Annotated in this window: 22 protein-coding genes and 1 riboswitch; of the genes, 5 read left to right on the top strand and 17 right to left on the bottom strand. The window is 35.7% G+C overall.

Annotated features, from left to right (window positions below; all coding sequences use genetic code 11):
* Window positions 1-13 precede the first annotated feature (13 nt).
* Window positions 14-796, bottom strand: a complete 783-nt coding sequence (sufC, locus tag IEW44_RS09235) for a Fe-S cluster assembly ATPase SufC (RefSeq protein ID WP_188614760.1) — start codon at window positions 794-796, stop codon at window positions 14-16.
* A gap of 1,077 nt (window positions 797-1,873) precedes the next feature.
* Here sufC and IEW44_RS09230 point away from each other — a divergent pair.
* From IEW44_RS09230 to gltC, 5 genes are read left to right on the top strand one after another with little or no spacing between them, the layout of a single operon-like run.
* On the top strand, window positions 1,874-2,236 hold the full coding sequence (locus tag IEW44_RS09230; RefSeq protein ID WP_188614759.1) for a GntR family transcriptional regulator: 363 nt from the start codon (window positions 1,874-1,876) through the stop codon (window positions 2,234-2,236).
* Entirely contained in the window at window positions 2,236-2,925 is a 690-nt protein-coding gene (locus IEW44_RS09225) for an ATP-binding cassette domain-containing protein (RefSeq protein ID WP_188614758.1), read from the top strand. Before IEW44_RS09230 ends, IEW44_RS09225 begins: the two co-directional genes overlap by 1 nt.
* Window positions 2,926-2,936: 11 nt before the next feature.
* Entirely contained in the window at window positions 2,937-3,836 is a 900-nt protein-coding gene (locus IEW44_RS09220; protein WP_188614757.1) for an ABC transporter ATP-binding protein, read from the top strand.
* A complete protein-coding gene (locus IEW44_RS09215) occupies window positions 3,829-4,785 on the top strand; it encodes a DUF2705 family protein (RefSeq protein ID WP_188614756.1) in 957 nt (318 codons plus the stop codon). Before IEW44_RS09220 ends, IEW44_RS09215 begins: the two co-directional genes overlap by 8 nt.
* 54 nt (window positions 4,786-4,839) lie before the next feature.
* Window positions 4,840-5,742: a glutamate biosynthesis transcriptional regulator GltC gene (gltC, locus tag IEW44_RS09210; RefSeq protein WP_188614755.1), complete on the top strand. Its 903-nt coding sequence runs from the start codon at window positions 4,840-4,842 to the stop codon at window positions 5,740-5,742.
* Window positions 5,743-5,954: 212 nt separating this feature from the next.
* On the opposite strand, the gene IEW44_RS09205 is transcribed toward gltC, so the two are convergent.
* From IEW44_RS09205 to IEW44_RS09130, 16 genes are all read right to left on the bottom strand, one after another.
* A complete protein-coding gene (locus IEW44_RS09205; protein WP_188614754.1) occupies window positions 5,955-7,109 on the bottom strand; it encodes a dicarboxylate/amino acid:cation symporter in 1,155 nt (384 codons plus the stop codon).
* 162 nt (window positions 7,110-7,271) lie between these two features.
* Window positions 7,272-8,288, bottom strand: a complete 1,017-nt coding sequence (locus IEW44_RS09200; protein WP_188614753.1) for a glycosyl hydrolase family 18 protein — start codon at window positions 8,286-8,288, stop codon at window positions 7,272-7,274.
* Window positions 8,289-10,037, bottom strand: coding sequence for a polysaccharide deacetylase family protein (locus IEW44_RS09195; protein ID WP_188614752.1), 1,749 nt, complete (start codon window positions 10,035-10,037; stop codon window positions 8,289-8,291).
* A complete protein-coding gene (locus IEW44_RS09190; RefSeq protein WP_188614751.1) occupies window positions 10,034-11,854 on the bottom strand; it encodes a glycosyltransferase in 1,821 nt (606 codons plus the stop codon). The genes IEW44_RS09195 and IEW44_RS09190 overlap by 4 nt, the downstream gene beginning before the upstream one ends.
* Entirely contained in the window at window positions 11,854-13,272 is a 1,419-nt protein-coding gene (locus IEW44_RS09185; RefSeq protein ID WP_188614750.1) for a polysaccharide deacetylase family protein, read from the bottom strand. The genes IEW44_RS09190 and IEW44_RS09185 overlap by 1 nt, the downstream gene beginning before the upstream one ends.
* Window positions 13,273-13,283: 11 nt before the next feature.
* Complete coding sequence (locus tag IEW44_RS09180) at window positions 13,284-14,588, bottom strand: nucleotide sugar dehydrogenase (protein WP_188614749.1); 1,305 nt, start codon at window positions 14,586-14,588, stop codon at window positions 13,284-13,286.
* A 285-nt stretch (window positions 14,589-14,873) separates the two neighbouring features.
* Window positions 14,874-15,752, bottom strand: coding sequence for a MetQ/NlpA family ABC transporter substrate-binding protein (locus IEW44_RS09175; protein ID WP_188614748.1), 879 nt, complete (start codon window positions 15,750-15,752; stop codon window positions 14,874-14,876).
* Window positions 15,753-15,802: 50 nt separating this feature from the next.
* On the bottom strand, window positions 15,803-16,471 hold the full coding sequence (locus IEW44_RS09170; RefSeq protein ID WP_188614747.1) for a methionine ABC transporter permease: 669 nt from the start codon (window positions 16,469-16,471) through the stop codon (window positions 15,803-15,805).
* Entirely contained in the window at window positions 16,461-17,489 is a 1,029-nt protein-coding gene (locus IEW44_RS09165; protein ID WP_188614746.1) for a methionine ABC transporter ATP-binding protein, read from the bottom strand. Before IEW44_RS09165 ends, IEW44_RS09170 begins: the two co-directional genes overlap by 11 nt.
* Before the next feature lie 77 nt (window positions 17,490-17,566).
* Window positions 17,567-17,668: riboswitch (SAM riboswitch) on the bottom strand.
* A gap of 57 nt (window positions 17,669-17,725) precedes the next feature.
* Window positions 17,726-18,025, bottom strand: coding sequence for a thioredoxin family protein (locus IEW44_RS09160; RefSeq protein WP_188614745.1), 300 nt, complete (start codon window positions 18,023-18,025; stop codon window positions 17,726-17,728).
* Window positions 17,997-18,374, bottom strand: a complete 378-nt coding sequence (locus IEW44_RS09155; RefSeq protein WP_229704206.1) for a toprim domain-containing protein — start codon at window positions 18,372-18,374, stop codon at window positions 17,997-17,999. The genes IEW44_RS09160 and IEW44_RS09155 overlap by 29 nt, the downstream gene beginning before the upstream one ends.
* A gap of 124 nt (window positions 18,375-18,498) precedes the next feature.
* Window positions 18,499-18,879 carry a glycine cleavage system protein GcvH gene (gene gcvH, locus IEW44_RS09150; protein WP_188614743.1) on the bottom strand — a complete coding sequence of 127 codons (381 nt, stop codon included), beginning with the start codon at window positions 18,877-18,879 and terminating at the stop codon, window positions 18,499-18,501.
* 79 nt (window positions 18,880-18,958) lie between these two features.
* Entirely contained in the window at window positions 18,959-19,315 is a 357-nt protein-coding gene (locus IEW44_RS09145; RefSeq protein ID WP_188614836.1) for an arsenate reductase family protein, read from the bottom strand.
* A 185-nt stretch (window positions 19,316-19,500) separates the two neighbouring features.
* Entirely contained in the window at window positions 19,501-21,273 is a 1,773-nt protein-coding gene (locus IEW44_RS09140) for an acyl-CoA dehydrogenase FadE (protein WP_188614742.1), read from the bottom strand.
* A gap of 21 nt (window positions 21,274-21,294) precedes the next feature.
* Window positions 21,295-22,467: an acetyl-CoA C-acetyltransferase gene (locus IEW44_RS09135; RefSeq protein WP_188614741.1), complete on the bottom strand. Its 1,173-nt coding sequence runs from the start codon at window positions 22,465-22,467 to the stop codon at window positions 21,295-21,297.
* 20 nt (window positions 22,468-22,487) lie between these two features.
* On the bottom strand, window positions 22,488-24,911 hold the full coding sequence (locus IEW44_RS09130) for a 3-hydroxyacyl-CoA dehydrogenase/enoyl-CoA hydratase family protein (protein ID WP_188614740.1): 2,424 nt from the start codon (window positions 24,909-24,911) through the stop codon (window positions 22,488-22,490).
* Between the last annotated feature and the right edge of the window lie 24 nt (window positions 24,912-24,935).

Raw genomic sequence — 24,935 nt, 5'->3', positions numbered from 1 at the left:
TTCGTCCTCCTTATTAAGCTTCTTGTTCTACTTCGTCTTCAATACCTAATTCTTCTTTAATCCATTCGTAACCATCTGTCTCTAAGCGTTGTGCTAGTTCTGCCCCACCTGATTTTACAACTTTACCTTGCATCATCACGTGAACGTGGTCTGGTGTAATATAATTTAATAAACGTTGATAGTGAGTAATCATTAAGCAACCGAAACCTTCGCCACGCATTTCGTTAATACCTTTTGATACTACTTTTAACGCATCAATATCTAGTCCTGAGTCAATTTCGTCTAAAATAGCGAAAGTAGGTTTAATCATCATTAATTGTAAAATCTCGTTACGTTTTTTCTCACCGCCTGAGAAACCTTCATTCAGGTAACGTTGTGCCATATCCTCATCCATTTCAAGGAATGCCATTGTTTTATCTAATTCGCGGATAAACTTCATTAGTGAAATCTCATCGCCCTCTTCACGACGAGCATTAATTGCTGAACGTAAGAAGTCGGCATTCGTTACGCCTGCAATTTCTGATGGGTACTGCATCGCTAAAAATAACCCTGCTTTAGCACGCTCATCAACTTCCATTTCTAACACATCTTCGCCATCTAGTTCAATTGAACCTGATGTTACTTCATATTTAGGGTGACCCATAATTGCTGAAGCAAGTGTAGATTTACCTGTTCCGTTTGGTCCCATAATTGCGTGAATTTCGTTTGTATTAATGGTTAAGTTTACGCCTTTTAAAATCTCTTTTCCGTCAATTGCAACGTGAAGATCTGTAATTACTAAAGTTGACATTAACAATACCTCCATAGTCTGTTCATGAAATGGTTTCCCATCCCTAAATTATTATCATTCTAATTCTAACTGAAAACACTCTCAGTTGCAAACCATTGCTTTTTACATAAAAAAAATGAATAAAAATAAGAATTTCAAATACTTTTACGAGATTTTTGTCAGTTTTACTTGTAATCGCAATACTGAGAAAATACGCTTATGATTTTCATTATTAAATTTCTAATTGAGAATAAATTTCATTTAAAATCATTTGACACATTATCGTGTAACAGTGTACTATCTAACTATAACACTCGAACGGGAGGAGAATTCATTGCTTCATGCTTTGTTTAAAAAGGATTTTCAACATTATAAATGGCCCATTATGATAACAGTTGCCATATCAGCGATATTATTTTTCGCAACTTTTAAAATCATTACTAACGAAAATATCTCCATTGAAAAGGGCGCTTCGTTTGGGCTATTACCTTTATCATTTCTTATACTTTTTACATTGTTTCTTATCGCTACTGTATTGTTTATACAATCATTTAATCGGGATACACGTCAAAAAGATATTTGGTTGCATACACCTGCTACTATTACACAGCTTGTATTACCAAAAATAACAGCTAACAGTTTATTTTTTCTCTGTGTCATTTTATTGCCAACAGTAGTTATCAATTATGCTCTCTTTCATATTGTCTCTTTGACAATAAGTGAAAGTATCACTATGACCATTATTTGTTTAGCTTTATTGACACTCATTTTTATGAGCTCACTTCCCTTTTTTTTGGTGGCGTACATATGTTATTTGTTTATTTTGCGTTATATGAATAAATTTTTATCTCTTGTGTTCACTTTAATCATTTTTCTGTTTTTCATTTACTTATATAGCTCTTTCTTTGCTGGGCTCACAGAGTTTTGGGATATCCAACCTTGGTTAATTAAACATTCTACTCTGTTGCAAAAACTCAATACTTCTTCAAATGACGTGATCGCATTTGGCACTCACATGTATATGGGCTCTCTTATAGAAAGTATCGTTGTGCCCGTTGTGCTCTTTATTATAGGGACAAGATGCTTAGAGAGGGTGCTTGTGAGATGACTATGGATTTTGTACGCGACCGTCCTATTTATTTACAAATCACGGATAAATTATGTGGAGAGTTAATCGAAGGTACATTACAACCTGGTGATAAATTGCCTTCGGTACGCGAATATGCTGTTACAACAGGTGTAAATGTTAATACAATACAACGCGTTTATAAGGAGCTTGAAATGATGGCGTTAACAGAGACGAAAAGAGGGCAAGGTACTTTTGTAACAGAAAACCATGCCGCTATTGTTACATTACGAGAAAATATGAAGCTACGTTTAATCGAGCAATTTTTCACGGATATTACAGCATTAGGCTTTACAAAAGACGAAATGATTGAAGCCATTCAAAAAGAGGTGACAAAATAGTGTTACACGTTAGAAATGTAAGCTTCTCTTATCGCAAACAACTTATTTTTAAAGATATTACTGCACAGTTCCCTATTGGTAAAATTATTGGCATTGCTGGAGCAAATGGCTGTGGCAAATCAACCTTTATTCGTTTATTAACAGGCATGCTTCAACCAGATACGGGGGAGATTTTATTGTATGAAGACCGTGTAACTCGCACAAGTTGCAAACAATTTGCCTATTTGCCGGATATTGATTTATTTTATGCAGATAATACGGGAGAAGAGGTATTTACCTTTTATCAATCACAATTCGCAGACTTCTCAATCGAAAAAGCGAGACAGGCGGCTGATTACTTACAAGTAAGCACCACTGCGAAGTTACAAAAGCTGTCGAAAGGTAAACGAGCACTTGTTAAAATGGCAGCCACACTAGGCAGAAATGTTCCTTATTATATAATGGATGAACCATTCTCTGGACTTGATCCTATGGTTAGAGAATCCTTGATACGGGGGTTAATTCAGTTTATTGAACCTGACACACAAACCATTATCCTGTCCACACATGAAATATACGAAGTTGAGCCAGTATTAGATGCATTGATGGTGATTAAGGATCAACAAATTATTGCTTATGAAACATTAGAAGATATCCGAGATGAATTACAAAAAGATGCTGTAGCATGGTTGAAATCACAACATCAATAGGAGGAAATACGATGACAGAACCTATCGTTCAATTAAAAAACTTATCTAAAACAATTAAAAACAAGAAAATTATCGACAACGTTAATCTTGATTTATATCCTGGCACTATAACAGGTTTTTTAGGGCCTAATGGCGCTGGTAAGACAACCACTATTCGTATGATTGTAGGATTAATGAAACCAACAAGTGGTGACATCATCATTAATGGGCATGATTTAAATCGCCAGTACGAGGAGGCAATTAGTCAAGTTGGCGTTATTGTTGAAAATCCTGAAATGTACAAATTTTTAAGTGGCTATAAAAACCTAGAGCACTTTGCACGTATGCATAAAAACATCACAAAAGAACGCATTGATGAAGTCATTCAACAAATGGGTTTAGAAAATCGCATTCACGAAAAAGTGAGTACCTATTCGTTAGGTATGCGTCAACGCTTAGGTTTGGCCCAAGCATTATTACATCGTCCTAATTTCCTTATTTTAGATGAGCCAACGAATGGTTTAGACCCCGCTGGAATTCATGAGTTCCGTAATTATTTACGCTTCATTGCAGAGCAAGAAGGTGTTGCCATACTTGTTTCTAGCCATTTATTAGCTGAGATGGAATTAATGTGTGACCGCATTGCTGTTATTCAAGCGGGAAAAATCATTGATATTCGTGAGTTACAACAGCAAGAGACTGCTACACATTATGTGCTTGAAGCCGTTGATGCTGACACAGCACTGCATGATTTACAGATTGAGTTCACAAAAGTAAATGACCAATACATTTTAGCGATTACAAAACAAGAGGTGCCAACATTAATAGCTAACCTCGTTGCTAAAGGTATAGCGATTTATAGCATTAGTATGCAACACACAACATTAGAAGATGAGTTTTTAGCATTAACAGGAGGTGGCGCAATTGTTTAATTTAATGAGAAATGAATGGATGAAAATCTGGCGCAAAAAATCAACATGGATTATGACATGTATTTTAATTTTAAGTATTGTAGCTGTGGCTGCATTGTCTAGAGGCTTAAATAATATGCCCGCCTCACAACCTGATGCTAATGGCGTCACAGTAACAACAACAGAAAAAGATACTGGAGATTGGCGTGAACGCGTTCAGGAAGACTTAGTCGCTTTAAAAGCCAATTTAAATGAAGAACCACATAACAAAGAAATACAAGACAGCATTATGGTTGCACAATATCGCTTAGATCACGACGTTGCTCCTCCAACCACAACAATGACAACAGAAAGCTTCTTAGATACGAACGCTTCTATGACAATGATGATTTTATTATTTACGGCGATTGTCGCAGGTGGCATTGTATCAAGTGAATTTACACAAGGCACCATCAAGATGCTTTTAACACGCCCTGTTAGCCGCGCTAAAATTTTATTAGCTAAATTAAGCATCACTTTTTTATATAGTATATTTTTAAGTGTTATTTCTTTTGTGACTGTTGTCATTTGTGCTTATGCTTTCTTTTCGTCAAGTGACGGTGCTATGTTAGCGGTTGTAGATGATGAGGTAGTAAAGACAAATCCTTGGACAACAGCATTACTCAATACCGCCTATGCTTATATTAGTGTTATCATGTCTACATTATTAGCTTTCTTATTAGGTAGTGTCTTTCGTTCTAGTGCACTTGCTATTGGTATTACAATGTTTATCACCTTCATTGGCACTACGATCATGCTCTTTATTTCAAAATATAGTTTTGCTAAATTTATTTGGTTAGCGCATCTTGATGTACGTAACCCTTTAGTTGATACAAGTACCACTTTTTCTGTAATGATTTTACTTATTACGGGTGCTATCTTTATCGCTATTAGCTTCTTTGACTTTATCAAGCGTGATGTAACAGCATAAATGATTCGACAAAATCCTTCTTTCCTTTTACGATAATAGTAAAGAGGTGAAAGTATGGAGTTACGTCAATTGCGTTACTTTGTAGCTGTGGCTGAGCGTGAGCATATTTCAGATGCGGCTACAGCACTTCAAGTAGCGCAGTCTGCTGTTAGTCGACAAATCGCAAATTTAGAGGCTGAGTTAGGTGCAGCTTTATTAGAGAGGGTAGGGCGTAATGTCCGTCTTACGGTGATTGGCAAAATATTTTATGAACATGCTGTCCATGCACTAAAAGCTATTGATGTTGCCGTAAAGCAAGTGGATGAATTTTTAGACCCCACGCAAGGTGCTATTAAAGTTGGTTTCCCAACTAGTTTGGCTAGCAATGTGATGCCAAGTGTCATCTCTGCTTTTAAAAAACAATATCCAGACATTACATTTCAATTACGCCAAGGCTCTTATAAATTTTTAATTGATGCTGTGAAAAATCGAGAGCTCAACTTAGCTTTTTTAGGCCCACTACCAAAACACGAACCTGATATTGCTTCCACTGTACTCTTTAGCGAAAAAATTTGTGCTTTAGTATCGTCTCAGCATTCTTTAGCCAAAAATAAGCAAATCCCTTTAATGGCTCTGCATAATGAGGACTTTGTATTATTTCCAGAAGGTTATGTTTTAAGACAACTAGCTACGGATAGTTGTAAACAAGCTGGCTTTATACCTAATATTACTTCAGAAGGTGAAGATTTAGATGCCTTAAAAGGCATTGTTGCTGCAGGTATGGGCGTTACATTGCTCCCTGAGAGTTCAATTGTTGGCAATGACCCACTAACGAGTAAATTAAATATTACCCAGCCTATTATTGAGCGCTCTGTTGGTATTATTGCACCTAATAATCGGGAGTTAGCCCCGTCAGAGCAAGTGTTCTTACAATTTGTCCAAGAATTCTTTACACACCTTGCCCAATTTAGACGCTAAAATAGCAAATATGCTACCTTTATTATGCCGTTCTTTCTAAAGCAAAAAAGAAGCTAGGACAAAAGAAAAAATGTGAGGCGATTTTTAAAATCGCCTCACATTTTTTGCTTTCAAGTACATTAAGTGATTCATTTAGCCGAAAAATTATTACTTAAATTTTATATTTCTCCTCAACATTGAGTTATGTCCCAGCCTCTTTTTATATTTACAGATTACGCCTTCTTAGCAATACGATCTACTATTAATGTTAATGCACCATCACCTGTTACATTTGTGGCAGTACCAAAACTATCTTGTGCTAAATAAAGAGCCATCATTAAAGCTAATATCGTTTCGTCAAAACCTAATATGCTACCTAATACACCTAGCGCTGCCATTACTGCACCACCTGGTACGCCTGGTGCGGCGATCATTGTGACAGCTAGCATAAAAATAAATTGAGTATACACGCCTAGCGTAATCGGTAAATCATTCATCATTAAAACACCAATCGAACATGTCACTAACGTAATCATACTACCTGATAAATGAATCGTTGCAAATAATGGCACTGTAAAACCTGCTACTTTATCACTTGCACCTGCTTCTTTCGCTTGTTGTAAAGTTACAGGGATTGCTGCCGCTGACGACTGTGTTCCAATCGCTGTAAAATAAGCAGGTAACATCGTTTTAAGCAATAAAAGGGGATTGCGTTTTGTCATTACACCAGCCACTGTATATTGCGCTGATAACATCAACCAATGTAATAAAATAATTAAAACAAATACAACAGCAAATATCGATAAAATACGCGCTACTTCACCCGCATATGTCATATTTAAAAAGATGCCGAAAATATGAATAGGCAATAATGGAATTATGACAACTGAGATAATTTTCTCTACAATCTCTTTTAACTCATTAAAGCCACGCTGCATAACATCTCCTTTGATTGCTGCCATGCCAATACCAATAACAAAAGCAAATACTAAAGCGGTCATCACACCCATTAAAGGTTCAATACCAAAATCAAAAAATGCTGTAACTAACCCTTCACCAGGTTCAGCTACTTTTTCATTTGTCCCTTCAAAAAAGCGTGGTAAAAAAGTACTTGCTGCAAAATAGGCTAAGAAACCTGCCACAATAGTAGATATATAAGCGAGTAGCGTGGATATCCCTAATAATCGGCCAGCTCCTTTACCTAACTCAGCAATGCCTGGTGCAATAAATGCAATAATAATTAATGGCACCGCAAAGCCAATAAATTGACCAAAAATACTATTGAAGGTCGCAAATAATCGTACAATAAATACTGGCATAAATGTGCCTAATGCTGCTGCTAATGCAATCGCTATAATAATACGACCGAGTAAGCCAATCTTCTTCACTTTAAATGTCCTCCCGAAAAAAACAACTGTACATAAACTGTAAGTAGTAATTTACCATACTTCTCCCATAGATCCTAGTCTATTTAAAAAGTCTTTATTTTCTCACAATATAAAAAGCGTAAACCATACGCGATTTACGTATGATTTACGCCCCTGCCAATATCATTTTGTGATGTTTTTCAATGTGCTTTCACTTAAACCACCAGTGCGCCAAATGGCAATATTAACAGCTTCTAATTGCTTAGCATGTAACATCCAGCCCTTTAACGTTTCCTCATCCGCATACCATATTTCATGATTGTTATTATACTCGTCTTTGTAAGTAAAGTGTAAAGCACCACTTTTGGCATCACGAGTTACTTTATGTTTACCTGTTCTATTAATCGCTTCTTGCTCTGTAATACCTGTTATTTCACCTTGCGACCAATCAAATCCTCCTGTAGCAAATGCAACAGTAACTTTACCAGGTATATGATTGCTATCTTTCATTAATTTTTCAATAAATTCATAATCTGCTTTTGGGCCTGGTCCACTATGATAACCATACAAATTATATGCCATAATGACATATTCAGGCCCTTTCACATAGTCTTTTTGTTTTGATATCGTTGATGGTTCTAGTACAATACGTAATGCTTTATTATGTTCTTGTAGTTTCTTATATAAGTCACGATAAAAGAGTTTTAGTTTGTGTGAGTCACTATCTTTTACTTTTTCAAAGTCAATTTCAATACCTGCATAATTTTGTTCTATTGCAATATCAACAAGTTGTTGAATGTAAGCCATTCTTGTTTTTTTCGTTTTAACAATTGTAGATACAATAGCTGAATCTTTTTGAACTGCTTCACCATTCGGTAAAAAACGGTCATTAATAACGGTAAGGTATAAAGATACCTGTTGCATTTGATCTTCAAAGGCACGTTTTTTTAAATGTTTAAAATCTTCGGTTTCATAAAATTTATTTTTATGATCAAAATACAAACCAAATAATTGTATACTACTTAATTGATTCATTTGCATAGCTTCTGTATAGCTTTTTTCATAATCCCAGTCCACTACCCATGCTGATAACTGAGATGTCTTTGCACTGACGTTTTGAGTAGCTGACTCCTCAAAGCTCATACATGATACACAAAAAAGTAATGAGCTTATCATAAGAATGAAGCCAAATCGTTTCATTTAAAACCACTCCATTATTTTTGTTAAAGTACCATTCCAAGCCTTTTTTATTTCGTTCGTTATTAAATCTGTACCTGAATACTTCATCGTATATTTTTCTTGTTCCTTACTTTTAATTACCAAATCTTCAAACACACCATCATAAATTAATTTTTCTTCATGTTTTGTTTCTTTGGCTGTTTTCTTCTGGTAAGGCGCTGCACTTAATCTAATCTGACCTGCATCTTGGACTGTTACTAGTGTTGTCAAAGGCGATAAATCATCTACTTTCACACTCAAACTTTCACCTTGTAATGTGATACTTAATTTACGACTACCATCAATACCACTTGGATACTCGTCTTTATCAATAGATGATCCTTGTAAAGTTTCGATTTGTGAATACGTACGTGCTTTTGAGAAAGCGTAATCTTCACCTTGCCATTTTATTTTATTTAATTTTTCTTCCTTTAATAATCGCTCTTTAGCTTGCACACTCTCATAGATCTGTAATTTATTATTCTTTATAGCTACACGAATATACTCATCATCATTTTGTTGACGTAAGATAATAGATTGTTCACCCATCACTTTCCCTTTTACTGTGGCTTCAATTTGTACATCTTTTAGTTTTTCTTCCTTCCAAGTAAGACTGCCTACCTTGTTTGGTTTTGTTGTTAAAATAACTTGGTTCCCATCAAATTGTGCCACACCATTTTTCTCTTGCCACTGCTTATACTGCTCAATATCTCCATGCTCATATTCAATCTTATGCTTAAGCCCATCATTCACACGCATAATAAATTGATTCATCGACCAACTTGGATTTACTTGTAATCGTGTTAAATTGTATGGAGATGTTCTTTTCGTATTCTTTGCATAACCATCACGATTAAAATGCAAGCTAAATAAACGTTTAATATTCTTATCATTTACTTTTTCTACAAGTTCATGCATGGAATTATACATCGTATTAGCATGCATAATCATATAGAGTTGTGGCACTTCGTCCATTTGCTCTTTGTACTCTTTTTGCATTAAATCGTAGTCTTTTGTAATGCGTTGTGCCATTTCATCATAATTTTCTTTAGGTATCATATCTTTATCTCGAATAAAATCCATTAAATAGTGATTATAATATTCGATTGCCATCTTATTTGGAATTTCCTTTTCTGCCTTTTCACCTAGATAACGTTTTTTATCTGTCACAATATTAATGTAACTTAAACGATAACCATTTGTCCCCATTTCCCAGTAACCTGTTTTCTCCATTTCTTTTAAATCTTTAGGTTGAAGGAATTTATGATCCTTATCACCTAAACGATTGGCATATGTGAGCATTGAGGCCTTGTAATTATAGTTCTCTAGCAATGGCTGTGAAAATAATGCAGAGTCATTACGTCCATCTTCAAAACTTAAGAATAAAGCTTTATCAGGTAATGGCTGTGACTTATCATAAAAATTTTTAATATCTTGCTGTGAGACCGTTTCATACCCCGCCTTGTGTAACACATTTAATTGGTCTTGTAATCGCTCTTTTGATAATAGTTTAGGTGAGTCTATACGTCCTACACCAAAATATGAAATAGCAATGAAATCGTCATGATTAATCCATTTTTCTTTAGCAGGTTCTTCGTATTGCTTTAAATTTAATACTTTAGATGCAAAAAAGATAATAGCTGCCATAATAATGATGAGCTGAATAATGACACGATACACTTTACGTCTGTTTTTTTTCTTTTCATTTAACGTAACTGTAGATTTCGTCATTGTTCATCACGTCCATTTCTTTTAAAAAACTTTCGATTCTTGCGTCGCTCCTCTTTTTTTAAACGCGCCTCTATATCTTGAGGGGTCTCACGTGTACCCCAAGTAGACTTCCAAAATGTCACCCATGCAACAGGCATTTGCCATAGCAAAATAAATTCATAGTACAACACAAATATAATGCCAAACGCCCATAATGTACTCTTTTTATAAAAGAGATGTGCAAAGCTCATTAATAATGCCATTAATAGTAGCCCTAATAAAAATGTTGTTGGAAATACATGGTGTACTAATGGTACATATAATAAGTTGTATACGACAATAATAGGTGCTGCAATTGGAACAATTAAGCCTACAATGAAGAACAATGCCATAAAAGGTTCTTTTCTAAATATAAAACCTAGAGCACGCAATGATTCACGCAACCAAGAACGCTTCCAACGCATTTGTTGTTTCAAAAAAACGCTCATATCTGATGGTACAACTGTTGTACAAATCGCTGTGTCTTGATAACTTGTGCGGTGAGTTTTTAAAATATAGTTTGTCATGCTACGATCATCACCAAATGTAGCAGGCTGCCCTAAAAATGTTTGTGTTAACCATGCTTCTTGATTTTTAATAATTAAATCTTTACGATAACAAGATAATGGCCCAGATAAACAAGTCACACTATCAAACCATGACTCGGCTGCCTTCATAATACGAAAAGCGATATAATAACGTACTGTCTGTAATTTCGTTAATGCATTGGTAAATTTATTTTCTACATCTGTACGTCCTGCGACTCCTCCCATTTTTGTATCTTGGAATGGTTGTACAATTTGACGAATAGCATTAGGATCCAAAAAACTATCTGAGTCAACAAAAACTACAAGATCATGCTTAGCATGCTCGACACCTTTAACCATAGCCTCTCGTTTACCTTTATTCTGCTCAAAAACATGCAAACTTAAACGTTCTTTAGTTTTAAATCGCTCACCCTCAGCATGTATTCTTGCAATAATATCTTGTGCTTTTTGTACACTAGCATCTGTTGAACAATCATCTACTACAATTACTTCTAATTGGTCAATGGGATACTTTTGATTCATACAACTTAATATTGTACGTTGAATCCACTCTTCTTCATTAAAGCAAGGTATGATAACAGTGACACCTGGCTCAAAATTAGGATTAACTTTCACAGGTTTGTACAATACACCAAACAAATAGCGACTAAGTAAAAAAGTGGCTGCAATAATACTATATGCATACAAAAATTTATTATATTTAAAGTAAATAACACTTTCTGTACGCATTAATACAACAACAAATGTTACAAATAGCATAAATAAACTAGCTACAGCAATAGAATATCCCCAACGTTTACGCTTTAAATAATGTGTGATAGGATAGTCAAATTGATACGCAATGTAATAACCATCTTCTTTTTCAAACATACGCACTACTTTGCCTTCAATAATAACTTTTGACTCATACCCCTCAGGCATTGTACCTGGCGGAATTTTAAATTTTAATTTTAAGGTATTACCTATTTCAAGATTACTCCATACTTCATCATATTTTACTAAAATACCTGTGGTAGAAATATCTACAGCACTTCCTATTAGTTGTTGTTTATCAAATTTAGTTAACACATCAAATGCTACTTCGTAACGAATACCTAATAGTTGAATATCTTCTTCTGCTGTTGTTAATTTAGTATCATCGCCACGTCTGTCAGACAATGTACGTACATGCGAAGGGTCAATGACATAAGGCAATAATCGTCGCTCTTGCTTAGGTTTTAATAAAACCTCTTCTTTTTTCTTTTTCGCCATCACTGCACCTCTGATTCAATCCAATCTGACATTTTTTTAAAATCATAACCTTCTGCTGTTAATTTTTCAATAATAATAGGTAATGCTTCTGCTGTTTTACGGTTGTCCATAATATGCATCACTACAACACTGCCGGGCTTTGCTCTTGTCATTACACGTTCTACAATTTCATTCGTGGTTAGCTCTGGATTCCAGTCAAATGACGCAATATCATATAATGCGACTACTTCATAACCTGTTGCAATGATCATTTTTGCGATTTCATTTGTCATAATTCCTTCTGCTGGTCTAAAATATAACTTTGGTTTTTGTTGAATAGCATTCGTAATCGCCTTATGTGCTTTCACAACATCTTCTTGTACTTCTTGTGTCGTCATTGTTGTTACATTTTTATGATAATAAGAATGACTCGCTACTTCATGTCCACGCTCTACAATCAATTTAGCTAACGCTGGATTCTGTTCAACACCCTTACCTATTAAAAAAAAAGTAGATTTAATTTGATACTTATCTAAAATATCTAAAATATTGATTATAGTATGTTCACTTGCCCAATCATCGAATGTTAAAGCAATTTCCTTTTGTTCAACATCTGCTGTTGTAAAAATACGTGGTGTCACATTTTCATAATTCGCATTTACTTTAATATCATTGTAACTCTCAATGTCGTTTGGATTAATAATTTCTCCTAACTCCTGATTTAACTGTTCAATTGTGACAAATTCATATTGGTATTGTTTAGCATTGTCTGCAATCAATGGAATCGCTTCAATAACGGCTGGATTGATGCCATTATTCAACATAATAACACTGCCTCTTGTCACATATTTATTCACATAATTCGCTATTTCTTCAGCTCCCTGCATATTCCGGTCTAATGGATTAATAAAGGCTTCTACCGCTCGCTTCATATTTAATTGCGCTACAATTTTCAGTAAGTCTTTATTCACTTCACCAGACCTTGTTCTAACAAATTGTGGTGTAATACCTAAATGCTCCTCAAAAACCTGATTAGCTAAACTTACTTCCTTATATAAAGCCGTGTAACTTAATTGTTCATAATCAATATCATTTAATAAGTTGCTTTCAATTTCATGACCTGCATCTTGAATTTTTTTAGCAATCTCAGGATTTTCGGCAACCCGCATTGCAGGCAAGAAGAAAGTTGCTTTAATTTTTTGCTGTGCTAGTCCTTCCAATAATTGAGTCGTAAACTGTTCATCACCCATACCATTGAAAGTCAAACTAATATATGGCTTAGTTGTAGGAACTAAATTAATAGGTTCATTCACCTCTCCTTTATATACTTTCACTGTCTTTGTCTCTATTTTCTCACCTTGATCAACTTGCTGTTCTTTTTGACAACCACTTATCAAAAACAGTGCCATAACCATAATAAATACAAAATACTTTTTCAAATGCTTACCTCCTACAATACAATATATTGTTTATTTACAAATGGATACTGTACACGTCGTGTATCAAATATTACTTGGCTATATATATCCAGTAATTGATAATCAACAGCGTCATGATCTGTAACAATGACAACAATACTTGCTGCTTGTACTAACTCAGCTGTCAACGTTACTGTTTCATATACTTTGCCTTTATACATATACTCTGTAATATGTGGATCTGCTACGATATAATTCATTCCATACTGTTCTGCTAGTGCAAGAAGTGGGAACAAGGGTGTTTCCCTATAATCATTACTATTTTTTTTATAAGCCACACCTACAAATAACACATGAGCTTCTTTAGGTATAATTTTATTATGATTACAAACTTGTAGTAAACGACTAAATACATACTGACTCATTTTTATATTAGTTTGCATAGCTTGTTCAATAAAAGCAATTTCTGTTGTATGTTGTTTAGCCTTCCAAATTAAATACTGAGGGTCTACAGGTATACAATGTCCTCCGATACCTGGTCCCGGATAAAATGGCATATAACCATATGGCTTTGTACTTGCTGCATCAATAACTTCCCAAACATCAATATCCATACTATTACAAATTATAGCTAACTCATTAACAAGTGCGATATTAACATTTCTGAATACATTTTCTACTAACTTTGCCATTTCTGCTGTTTGTGGCGAACTAACTTTATGAATAGGGGCTTTAATAATATTTTCATAAAAAGATGTCGCTAGTTTTTGACATGTTAAACTCATGCCACCAACAATTTTCGGTGTATTATTGGTTTGAAATTGTTGATTACCAGGGTCTATTCTCTCAGGAGAATAAGCTACCCATATATTTTCACCTACAACAAAGCCTTTTTTCACTAAGGGTTCTACAATATAATCTACTGTTGTACCAGGATATGAGGTACTTTCTAAAATCAATAATGTATGAGGTTGTACTATTGCGCTAACTTCTAACATTGCTTGTTCAATATATGTAAGATCTGGCTGTTGAAATTCATCAATAGGTGTTGGTAAACATAACACAATAACATTAGCTAATGCTAATGCACCAAAATTACTAGTAACACTTAACCTTTGTTGTAAAGCGTAGGATAATTCCTCCTCTGTTACATCAAATAAATAGGATTGTCCCTCATTAAGTTGGTCTATTTTATCTTGATCTACATCAATACCTATTGTGTGAAAACCACAATTATTGGCTGTAATAGACAACGTTAGTCCAACATAACCTAAACCAACGACTCCAATTATAGCTTCTTTATTTAGTATTTTTTGTTCCAGTAATACATCCTTCATATTGAATCTCCTTACCTATCGTTTATTTATTTCTTATCTGTGTGAATAACATTTTGCTCATAAGCTATTTATTAATCATTGTATGTTTATTCAATATTCTTTTCTCACTATTATAGATAAATAAACATAAAAAAATTAATACTATTTATATAAATAACATACTTTCTTCATATTCCCTCCTATAAAACATTTCCTCTATAGTATAAAAGACGAACACTAAACGGATTCTGAAAAAAAGGCTGTGAGAAAAGTATAACTTTTCTCACAGCCTTTGTTAATTATATTTTATTTTACTGGCACTACAGAACCATTCCACTCTTCAATAATGAAGTCTTGAATCTCTTTTGAAGTTAATACTTCCATCAATTTTTTAATCGCTTCACTATCTTTATCTTCCGAACGAACAGCTACAATATTAACATATGGTGATTCATCTGAAGCTTCTAGCGCAATCGCTTCTTCTAATGGGTTAATATTGTGATCTAGTGCAAAGTTTGAATTAATTAATACTGCATCGCCTTCATCGTTATTGTACATTTGTACTAACATTTCTGGTGCTGTGCCATCATCAAATGTAAAGTTTTTCGGATTTTCTTTAATATCTTTGATTTCAGCTTTTGTTTTATCAATACCTTCTTCAAGTTTAATTAAACCTTTTGCTTCTAGTAATGACAACATACGTCCATGATCTGAGACTGAATTACTTAATAAAATCGTTGCACCTTCAGGTAATTCTTCTAACTTTTTATATTTATTTGAGTAAATACCGATTGGTTCGATATGTACACCACCTGCGTTTGCAAAGTCATAATCATTCTCTGCAATTTGCCCTTCAAAATATGGGATGTGTTGATAAAAGTTAGCATCTAAATCGCCATTGCTTAAATCTTTGTTAGCTAATACATATTCCGTATATTCTTCAATTTGTAAATCAATGCCTTCTTTTTCAAGAATCGGTTTTGCTTGTTCTAAAATGACTGCATGTGGGTTAATTGATGCCCCTACCACTAATGTTGTATTCTCTGATGTTTGTTCTTCTGTTTTTTCTTCTTTGTTGTCATTACCTGATGATTTTGTTGTCTCTTCTTTTTTATCGTTAGCACCACAAGCTGCTAAAGCTAAAACAAGCACAACTAATACTAATGCAGAAAGCCACTTCTTCATAATTCGACACTCCTTAAAGTTTATATGTTAATGGCGGTAGCCAAAATAACCTATCGTTTATCGACCTTACTAGTTAAAACATCACCTATAATTTGAATAATAAACACAATCACTAATACAATAACAGTAGCCACAAACGTAACATCTAAACGATTACGCTGGAAACCGTGCATATAAGCTAGGTCACCTAACCCACCTGCACCTATAACACCTGCTACAGCTGTGTAACCGACAAGCGCAATAGCTGTCACAGTAATACCAGAGATTAATGCGGGCAGTGATTCAGGGATTAGTACTTTAAAAATAATCGTTGATGTTTTAGCTCCCATTGAACGAGAGGCTTCAATTACCCCTTTGTCAATTTCACGTAAGGCAATCAACACCATACGTGCATAGAATGGTGCGGCACCAATAATTAATGCGGGTAACGCTGCATTAGGCCCTCGGATAGAGTCAAATAACATCTTAGTGAATGGTAAGAGCAACACTAATAAAATTAAAAATGGAATTGACCTAAAAATATTCACTAATGCCCCTGTTAAGAAATGAACAATTTTATTAGCCCATAAATTGTGTGGGGATGTTAAAAATAAGAGAATACCAATAGCTAATCCTAAAATAAATGTAGCTATTGTGGAAATACTTGTCATATAAACCGTTTCATAAATAGCTTGCCCTAATCGGTCTGCTTTTACATTCGGAAATAACTCAGTTAGCATACGATATTACCTCCGTCTGCACATCTACTTGATGTAAAAATTGTAGCGCTTTTTTAATATTTTCAGACGCTCCATCAATATGGACGACTAAAGTGCCATATGGACCTGACTTAGTTTGAGAAATATTCCCATGCACGACACTGACTGAAACATCAAATTGTTTAACCAGTTGTGAGATTACAGGTTCTTCTGTGCGTTCACCAACAAAAACGAGCTTTACTAACTTGCCAGTTGGATAATGCTCCTTCACATTTTGGAAGATAGCATTTGTATCTTCTGTACCTGTCAATTGTGACACGAAGCGCTTTGTAATAGGCGCTTGTGGCTTTTGGAATACCTCTAGCACATCTCCCATCTCAACGACTCTACCTTGCTCCATAACAGCAACACGATGGCATATTTTTTGAATCACATGCATTTCGTGTGTGATTAATATAATCGTTAAACCTAATCGCTCATTAATATCTACTAGTAAATCTAATATATTATCTGTTGTTTCAGGGTCTAATGCTGAAGTTGCTTCGTCACATAGAAGTACTTGTGGATTGTTTGCTAATGCTCTCGCAATCCCAACACGCTGCTTTTGACCACCTGATAATTGTGAAGGATAGGCTTGTTCTCTACCTTCTAATCCCACCAGTGTAATCAACTCTTGTACGCGCTGTTCACGCTCCACTTTTGACATGCCTGCAATTTCAAGTGGAAAAGCAATATTCTCTGCTACTGTGCGTGACCATAGCAAATTAAAATGCTGGAAAATCATGCTCACTTTTTGGCGAGCTTCTCGTAATTCCTTACCTTTAATATGAGAAAACTTTAAGTCATTCACAATGACTTCACCTTCCGTAGGTTGCTCCAAACCATTTAACAAACGAATTAATGTACTTTTACCTGCGCCACTATAACCTATAATGCCAAAAATCTCACTTTGATTAATTGTTAGGTTCACATTATCCACTGCTGTGAGGGGGCCGTTTTTAGTTGTGTATTTTTTTATTATATTTTTCAATGCAATCATATGATCTCCTCCACCTCAAAAACCCTTCTACTTTAATAGATAAAGTAGAAGGGCTGAACGTATCACGTAAAACCGATCTCTCATCTGTCAAAGATTTTTCTTTGTGTGATTTGGCACCTTTCCATAATGGTGGTTGCTGGGCTTCATAGGGCACTTCCCTCCGCCACTCTTCATAAGAGTTTCGATAAAATGTATTTTGTTGTTAATTGATACTCTAACATGCTCATCACTTGCCGTCAATTTATTTTTAGTAATTCATATAAAAAAGGTACAGATTGGAAAGCATACACTTTTTTCGTTAACTCCCCTTCATCAAAAATCAACAAACAAGGTACACTCTCTATTTCATAATCTAATGCTAATTGTGAATGGTAATTGACATTCATCTGTCCAATATTACGCTTTGGCACAAGATGTACAACGACTTCCATCATCTTACTCGCTACGAGACAAGTACCACACATTGGCGTATAAACATATAAAGCACTCGAACGTTTTTTAGCCCATTCAAACTGTTCTTCTGTCCATTCCTTCATTCTTAATGCCACAACCTTCTATACTTGGTGTACGCACCGTAAAATGTGCACGTGATAACACGGCTGCAATGAAGCGTAGCGGTGTTAAAGCAACTTCTTTATAAAGCCTCGTTGTATTCAAATGCATTGCTTCAGGATAAACTCGGTCCATAATTTGGCGCAATTTATCGCCTGATGCGTCTGCATCAAAAAAGGTATATAACTCATACATTTCAAACGGTGCAAGTAATTCCTCTAATGAGGTTACACTAATCGTGCCATTTGTGCAAAGTATAACAACATCCTCTTCTGTTAATACTTGTGCTACTTGCAATTTGTCAGAACGCCCTTCAACGATTAAACACTTCATAGTAGCCACCTCAACTTTTAGTCATTAAGATTTTCTTACCTTTTCACTTACCCTTATAAAAAAGTGTAAACATATTGTCGATAAAAAAAGCCAACAAAGCACAAACACTTCGTTGGCATATCTGTTATTCTTGTGTCATTTCTTCATATTGTTCAGCTGTCATTAATGCATCAATTTGTGCAGCATCTGCAACTTCAACAACAATCATCCATGCTTTTTCATATGGTGATTCATTAACGAATTCTGGGCTATCATCTAAATCAGCGTTAACTTCTACTACTTTACCTGAAATCGGTGCATAAAGTTCTGAAACTGTTTTTACTGATTCTACGTTACCAAATGGCTCATCTGCTGTAATTTCATCGCCTACTTCTGGCAATTCAACAAATACGATATCACCAAGCTCTGATTGTGCAAAATGTGTAATACCAATACGTGCTTTACCATCTTCAACTTTTACCCATTCATGTTCATCTGAGTAGCGTAAATCTTTAGGTGTAGTCATTTTAACCCCTCCAAATTTATGTAATGCTTTGCCATTTTAGTTTGCCATATTTCTGTATGAAAAACAAGCATACGAACGCTTATTTCCACGTTTCATCGAAGGTTTCTTCTTTAAAACCTACTGTCACCTTTTTACCATCTGTAACGATTGGGCGTTTAATTAACATGCCATCTGAAGCTAATAAAGCTAGTTGCTCATCTTCTGTCATCGTTAGCAATTTATCTTTTAATGCTAGCTCGCGATATTTTTTACCAGATGTATTGAAAAATTTCTTTAATGGTAAACCGCTATTTTTCCATAACGTTTTTATTTCTTCTGCTGTAGGTGTTGCCTCTACAATATGTGTTGATGTAAACGGAATCTCTTGTGACTCTAACCATTTTTGTGCTTTACGGCATGAGGAACAAGAGGGATATTGTATGATATTAAGCAAAATGTTCCCTCCTTATTTGCAATTACGCATAGAGTATAACAGAATTACTTTTTATTGCACATCATCTGAAAGACTGAATCCGTGGCAATCTCTTGACTACATTATGCAGAACGCTTCACAAATAGGGATAGTGTTTTCTAACATAACAAAGAGAGGCTGCTTTTATCAGCCTCTACTTAAAGGATAAATTATACAATATATTTTTCAGCTTCAATTAATTTAACTGCCGCTTCACGTTTCTTCGCAATAATATCATAAGCGTCATGGCGTGTTAACTTGCGTAAAGCAGATAACATCATACGTGCTTGGTCTCCTTCAACTGACGCTAACAATACTTGTTTCGCCTCTTGTTCAATAATGGCAAACGCTTCTTGTGCAAAGATTTCTGTATATAAAATCTTTTGTTGTGATTTTTCTGCACCATCACGCTCAATCGCTTTAGCTGTGCGCACTACTGCAGACTCCATCGCGTATAATTGGTTCGCAATATTAGCAATACTCACTAATACCTCTTGTTCATTGTCTAATTTAGCGCCATAACGTTGTGCTGCTAATCCTGCTGCTAACACACCAATTTTTTTAGCATTCTTCACTAACATTTGCTCTTTTTCTAATGGCTCGTTACCTACTTGCTCTGGCATCATCATTAACAATTCTTGCTGTAATTGTTGTGCCACTTGTAATAATGGCAATTCACCTTTTAATGCTTTTTTCATAAAAGTGCCTGGCACAATCATGCGATTAATTTCATTTGTTCCTTCAAAAATACGATTAATACGTGAGTCACGATACATGCGCTCTACTTCATACTCTGCCATAAAGCCATAGCCACCATGTAATTGAACTGCTTCATCTACAATATAATCTAATGTTTCAGAACCTACTACTTTTGCAATGGAACACTCAATCGCATATTCTGCAATGGCAGCTGCAATTGCCTTACCATCTTTATGCGCCCCTTCTTCCATACCACCAAGGCGGTCTTCAAATAAACCTACTGTGCGGTAATTTAGTGACTCTGAGGCATAAATATGTGCAGCCATTGTCGCTAACTTATTTTTAGTTAACGCAAAGTCAGATAGTTTTGTTTTAAATTGTTGACGCTGATTCGTATATTTAATTGCTAACTCTAGACCACGCTTAGAGCTACCTACTGTACCTACACCTAATTTATAACGCCCAATATTTAAAATATTAAATGCAATAATATGCCCACGACCAACTTCACCTAATAAATTTTCTACAGGCACTTTGGCATCTTCTAAAATTAATGTACGTGTTGATGACGATTTAATCCCCATCTTCTTCTCTTCAGGCCCTACAGAAACCCCGTCATATTTACGTTCAACAATAAATGCTGAGAACTTATCGCCATCTACTTTTGCATAGACAACAAACACATCTGCAAAGCCCGCATTTGTAATCCATTGTTTCTCACCATTTAAAATATAATGCTTACCATCTTCACTTAATTTAGCTGTTGTCTTAGCACCTAATGCATCAGACCCTGAGCCTGGCTCTGTTAAGGCATAAGCTGCAATTAATTCGCCTGTCGCTAATTTAGGTAAGTAGTGTTTTTTTTGTGCTTCGTTACCAAATAAAACAATCGGTAATGACCCAATACCAACATGAGCACCATGTGTGATAGAAAAGCCACCAGCTACTGACATCTTTTCAGCAATTAATGCTGATGAAATCTTATCTAAACCTAAACCGTCATACTCTTCTGGCACATCTGCTCCTAACAAACCTAACTCCCCAGCACTCTTTAGTAAGCGTACAGAATGCTCAAACTCATGATTCTCTAAGTTTTCAACATAAGGTAATACTTCGTTTGTAATATAATCTTCTGTTGTTTTAGCAATCATTTTATGCTCATCTGAAAAATCTTCTGGTGTAAATACACGATTTACATCTGCCTCTTCAATTAAAAATCCGCCGCCTTTAATCATTTCTGTCATAGTAATGACCTCCCCAATGTTTTATAAAATTTCAAATACCCCTGCTGCTCCCATACCGCCACCAATACACATTGTGACAACGCCATACTTCTTACCTTGTCGTTTTAATTCATGAATAAGCTTTAATGTTAAAATAGCACCTGTCGCCCCTAAAGGATGCCCTAAAGCAATAGCGCCACCATTAACATTTACTTTGTCCTGATTAATGCCTAACTCACGCACAACTTGTAGTGACTGAGAAGCGAATGCTTCATTAATTTCCCATAAATCAATATCTTCTATACTTAATCCTGCAATTTCAAGCGCTTTTGGCACAGCTACAATTGGCCCAATCCCCATAACTTCTGGTGGTACACCGCCCACTGCAAAGCCTAAAAATTTTGCCATTGGTTGTAGGCCTTGCTTTTCTGCTTCTTCACGATCCATAACTAACACTGCTGCTGCACCATCCGATGTTTGAGAAGCATTCCCTGCTGTCACGCTCCCCTTCACATTAAATGCTGGACGTAATTTGGCTAAGCCTTCAACAGATGTACCTGGACGCACGCCTTCATCTGTGTCAAACGTAAACGTACGTGTTTGCGGCTTGTGATCTTGGTCTACATAATGTTGTGTTACTTCAACAGGTACAATTTCATCTTTAAATTTACCTGCTTTAATCGCTTTTTCCGCTAACTCATGTGAACGTACTGCAAAAGCATCTTGATCTTCACGCGTAACCCCATACTTTGTAGCAACTTGTTCAGCTGTATGCCCCATGCTCATATAGTATTCAGGCATATCTTCTACAATTTTAGGATTTAAACGCACTGTATTCCCTGTCATCGGAATCATTGACATTGACTCTACGCCACCTGCAATAATCGCTTTTGAATGACCAAGCATAATGCGCTCTGCTGCATAAGCAATCGTTTGTAACCCTGAAGAACAAAAACGATTGACTGTTAAAGCTGGTGTTGTATCTGGTAATCCTGCTAATGCACCAATGTTGCGTGCCACATTCATGCCTTGTTCAGCTTCTGGCATCGCACACCCCATAATCAAATCTTCCACTGGCCCATTATAATTTGCTCGCTTTAATGTTTCTCTAACTACAAGTGCACCATAATCATCTGGTCTCACTGTTGCTAGTGACCCCTTTTTTGCTTTACCTATTGGTGTACGTGCACCTGCTACAATAACCGCTTCACGCATAAATCATTTCCCCCTTCAACTTAGTTACGTAATGGCTTGCCTTTTACTAACATATGTTGCATACGTTGTTGTGATAATGGATGCGCAACTAACTCTAAAAATGCTTGGCGCTCTAAATTTAATAAGTATTGCTCATCAACTGCTGTACCATATGGCACCTCGCCACCTGCAATAACATAAGCTAATTTTTTAGCAATAAATAAATCATGTTCGCTAATAAAGCCTGACTCATACAATCCTCTTGCTCCCATAAATAAAGTACCGTAACCTGATGCACCTGTGACGATTACTTTCTCGCGCTTTGGCGTCACATAGCCTGACTCATATAGTGAGAGAGCTGCTTGTTTCGCATCATAGATTTGATGGTCTGGATTCACCGAAATGCCATCTGCAAAGTCTAAGAAATTATTATCACGCGCTTCTTCTCCCGACGTTGAAACTTTCGCCATAGCAATAGTTTCAAACACTTTATTCGCAATATATTGATAATCTACTTCAACACCTGTTGGTAACCCTTTTAAGAACTTTTCATAAAGCCCTTTGTTACCTCCACCACCAGGAATTAAACCTACACCCACTTCAACAAGGCCCATATACGTCTCCATTGAAGCTTGAATATGTGCTGCTGGTAAACATACTTCTGCACCGCCACCTAATGTCATGGCAAATGGCGCTGCCACTACAGGTTTATTAGCATACTTAATGCGCATCATGGCATCTTGGAACGCTTTGATCGTAAAATCAAGTTCAAAAATATTATCATCTTGCGCTTCCATTAAAATCATTCCGAGGTTAGCACCTACGCAGAAGTTTTTGCCTTGGTTACCAATGACTAAACCTTTATAGTTCTTTTCCACTTCATCTACTGCATAATTAATCATTTGGATAATGTCTAAACCAATGGCATTAGATTGTGAATGGAATTCTAACAAAGCAACGCCATCACCTAAATCTATTAAACTTGCGCCTGAGTTGGATTTAATGACGCCATGTTTCTTTTTATAGCGCTTTAAATCAATTTCTTTTTCATTGACTGGCACTTTTGTATATTGTGAACCGTCATAATAAGCTACATCACCATCAATTTCACTGTAGAAACTTGTGAAACCTTTTGCTAACATGTCTTCAACAAATGTTGGGATCGTATGACCCTCTGCTCTCATTTTTTCAACAGATTGCGCCACATCTAACGCATCCCAAATTTCAAATGGTCCTTGTGCCCAACCAAAGCCCCATTTCATTGCATTATCAATCGCCACAATATCATCTGCGATCTCACCGTGTAATTGTGCTGCATATAATAGCGTTGGCGCTAAAATATGCCATAATAATTCTCCTGTACGGTCTTCTGTATAAGTAAGTAGTTTCACCCGATTAGCTAAACCTTTCACTTGTTTAGCTTGGGCCATGGAAGGTGTTTTTAACTTCTTCACTTCACTATATTCTAGCGTCTCTGGATTGATTTCAAAAATTTCTTTGCCTTTTTTTACAAAGAAACCTTGACCAGACTTAGCACCTAACCAACCGTTTTCTACCATTTTGCTAATAAAGTCTGGCACAGCAAATACTTGTTGCTCGTCACCTGTTGTTTGGTCATACACATTTTTAGCAACATGTAAAAATGTATCTAATCCTACAACGTCTAATGTGCGGAAAGTTGCAGATTTCGGACGACCAATCAATGGCCCTGTAACAGCATCAACTTCACCTACAGAATAGCCACGTTTTAACATCTCTTGCACTGTAACTAATAATCCATATGTGCCGATGCGGTTACCGATAAAGTTTGGTGTGTCTTTAGCTAAAACAACCCCTTTACCTAATTCATCTTCACCAAATTTTTTCATAAATTGAACGACTTCTTCATCCGTAGTATGTGCTGGAATGACTTCTAATAATTTTAAGTAACGTGGCGGGTTAAAGAAGTGAGTGCCTAAGAAATGCTTTTGAAACCCTTCTGAACGCCCTTCTGCCATAGCGTTAATACTAATACCTGAAGTATTAGAACTCACAATAGTATGTGGTGCACGCACAGCATCTATTTTTTGATATAAATTTTGTTTAATCGCTAAGTTCTCAACAACAACTTCAATAATCCAGTCAACATCTTTTAGTTTGTCTAAATCATCTTCAAGATTACCAGCTGTAATTAACGCTAAATTATTTTTTGATGTTAAAGGTGCTGGCTTCTGTTTGGTTAGCTTTTGTAAAGCTGTTGTTGCAAATTTATTACGCACAGCTGGATGTGCTAAAGTTAACCCCTTTGCTTGTTCTTCAGGCGTTACATCTTTTGGTACAATATCAAGCAATAATGTTGGAATACCAATGTTTGCTAAGTGTGCAGCAATACCTGACCCCATTACCCCTGAGCCTAAAACTGCTGCTTTTTGAATTTTATACGTCACAAGCAATTCCCCCTTAATCCCATTTGAATGAATAGTCATTCATTTTTGTGGTAAAAAAATATA

It is taken from the genome of Lysinibacillus alkalisoli (assembly GCF_014643595.1).
Lineage (GTDB): Bacteria > Bacillota > Bacilli > Bacillales_A > Planococcaceae > Metalysinibacillus > Metalysinibacillus alkalisoli.
This window is presented reverse-complemented; position numbering and strand designations above follow the sequence as displayed.

Bases quoted from the DNA above. Each gene is read 5' to 3' on its own strand.
- IEW44_RS09230 (WP_188614759.1), top strand. From the start codon at position 1,874: ATGACTATGGATTTTGTACGCGACCGTCCTATTTATTTACAAATCACG.
- IEW44_RS09220 (WP_188614757.1), top strand. From the start codon at position 2,937: ATGACAGAACCTATCGTTCAATTAAAAAACTTATCTAAAACAATTAAA.
- gltC (WP_188614755.1), top strand. From the start codon at position 4,840: ATGGAGTTACGTCAATTGCGTTACTTTGTAGCTGTGGCTGAGCGTGAG.
- IEW44_RS09200 (WP_188614753.1), bottom strand. From the start codon at position 8,288: ATGAAACGATTTGGCTTCATTCTTATGATAAGCTCATTACTTTTTTGT.
- IEW44_RS09195 (WP_188614752.1), bottom strand. From the start codon at position 10,037: ATGACGAAATCTACAGTTACGTTAAATGAAAAGAAAAAAAACAGACGT.
- IEW44_RS09190 (WP_188614751.1), bottom strand. From the start codon at position 11,854: ATGGCGAAAAAGAAAAAAGAAGAGGTTTTATTAAAACCTAAGCAAGAG.
- IEW44_RS09180 (WP_188614749.1), bottom strand. From the start codon at position 14,588: ATGAAGGATGTATTACTGGAACAAAAAATACTAAATAAAGAAGCTATA.
- IEW44_RS09175 (WP_188614748.1), bottom strand. From the start codon at position 15,752: ATGAAGAAGTGGCTTTCTGCATTAGTATTAGTTGTGCTTGTTTTAGCT.
- IEW44_RS09170 (WP_188614747.1), bottom strand. From the start codon at position 16,471: ATGCTAACTGAGTTATTTCCGAATGTAAAAGCAGACCGATTAGGGCAA.
- IEW44_RS09165 (WP_188614746.1), bottom strand. From the start codon at position 17,489: ATGATTGCATTGAAAAATATAATAAAAAAATACACAACTAAAAACGGC.
- IEW44_RS09160 (WP_188614745.1), bottom strand. From the start codon at position 18,025: ATGAAGGAATGGACAGAAGAACAGTTTGAATGGGCTAAAAAACGTTCG.
- IEW44_RS09155 (WP_229704206.1), bottom strand. From the start codon at position 18,374: ATGAAGTGTTTAATCGTTGAAGGGCGTTCTGACAAATTGCAAGTAGCA.
- gcvH (WP_188614743.1), bottom strand. From the start codon at position 18,879: ATGACTACACCTAAAGATTTACGCTACTCAGATGAACATGAATGGGTA.
- IEW44_RS09140 (WP_188614742.1), bottom strand. From the start codon at position 21,273: ATGACAGAAATGATTAAAGGCGGCGGATTTTTAATTGAAGAGGCAGAT.
- IEW44_RS09135 (WP_188614741.1), bottom strand. From the start codon at position 22,467: ATGCGTGAAGCGGTTATTGTAGCAGGTGCACGTACACCAATAGGTAAA.
- IEW44_RS09130 (WP_188614740.1), bottom strand. From the start codon at position 24,911: ATGACTATTCATTCAAATGGGATTAAGGGGGAATTGCTTGTGACGTAT.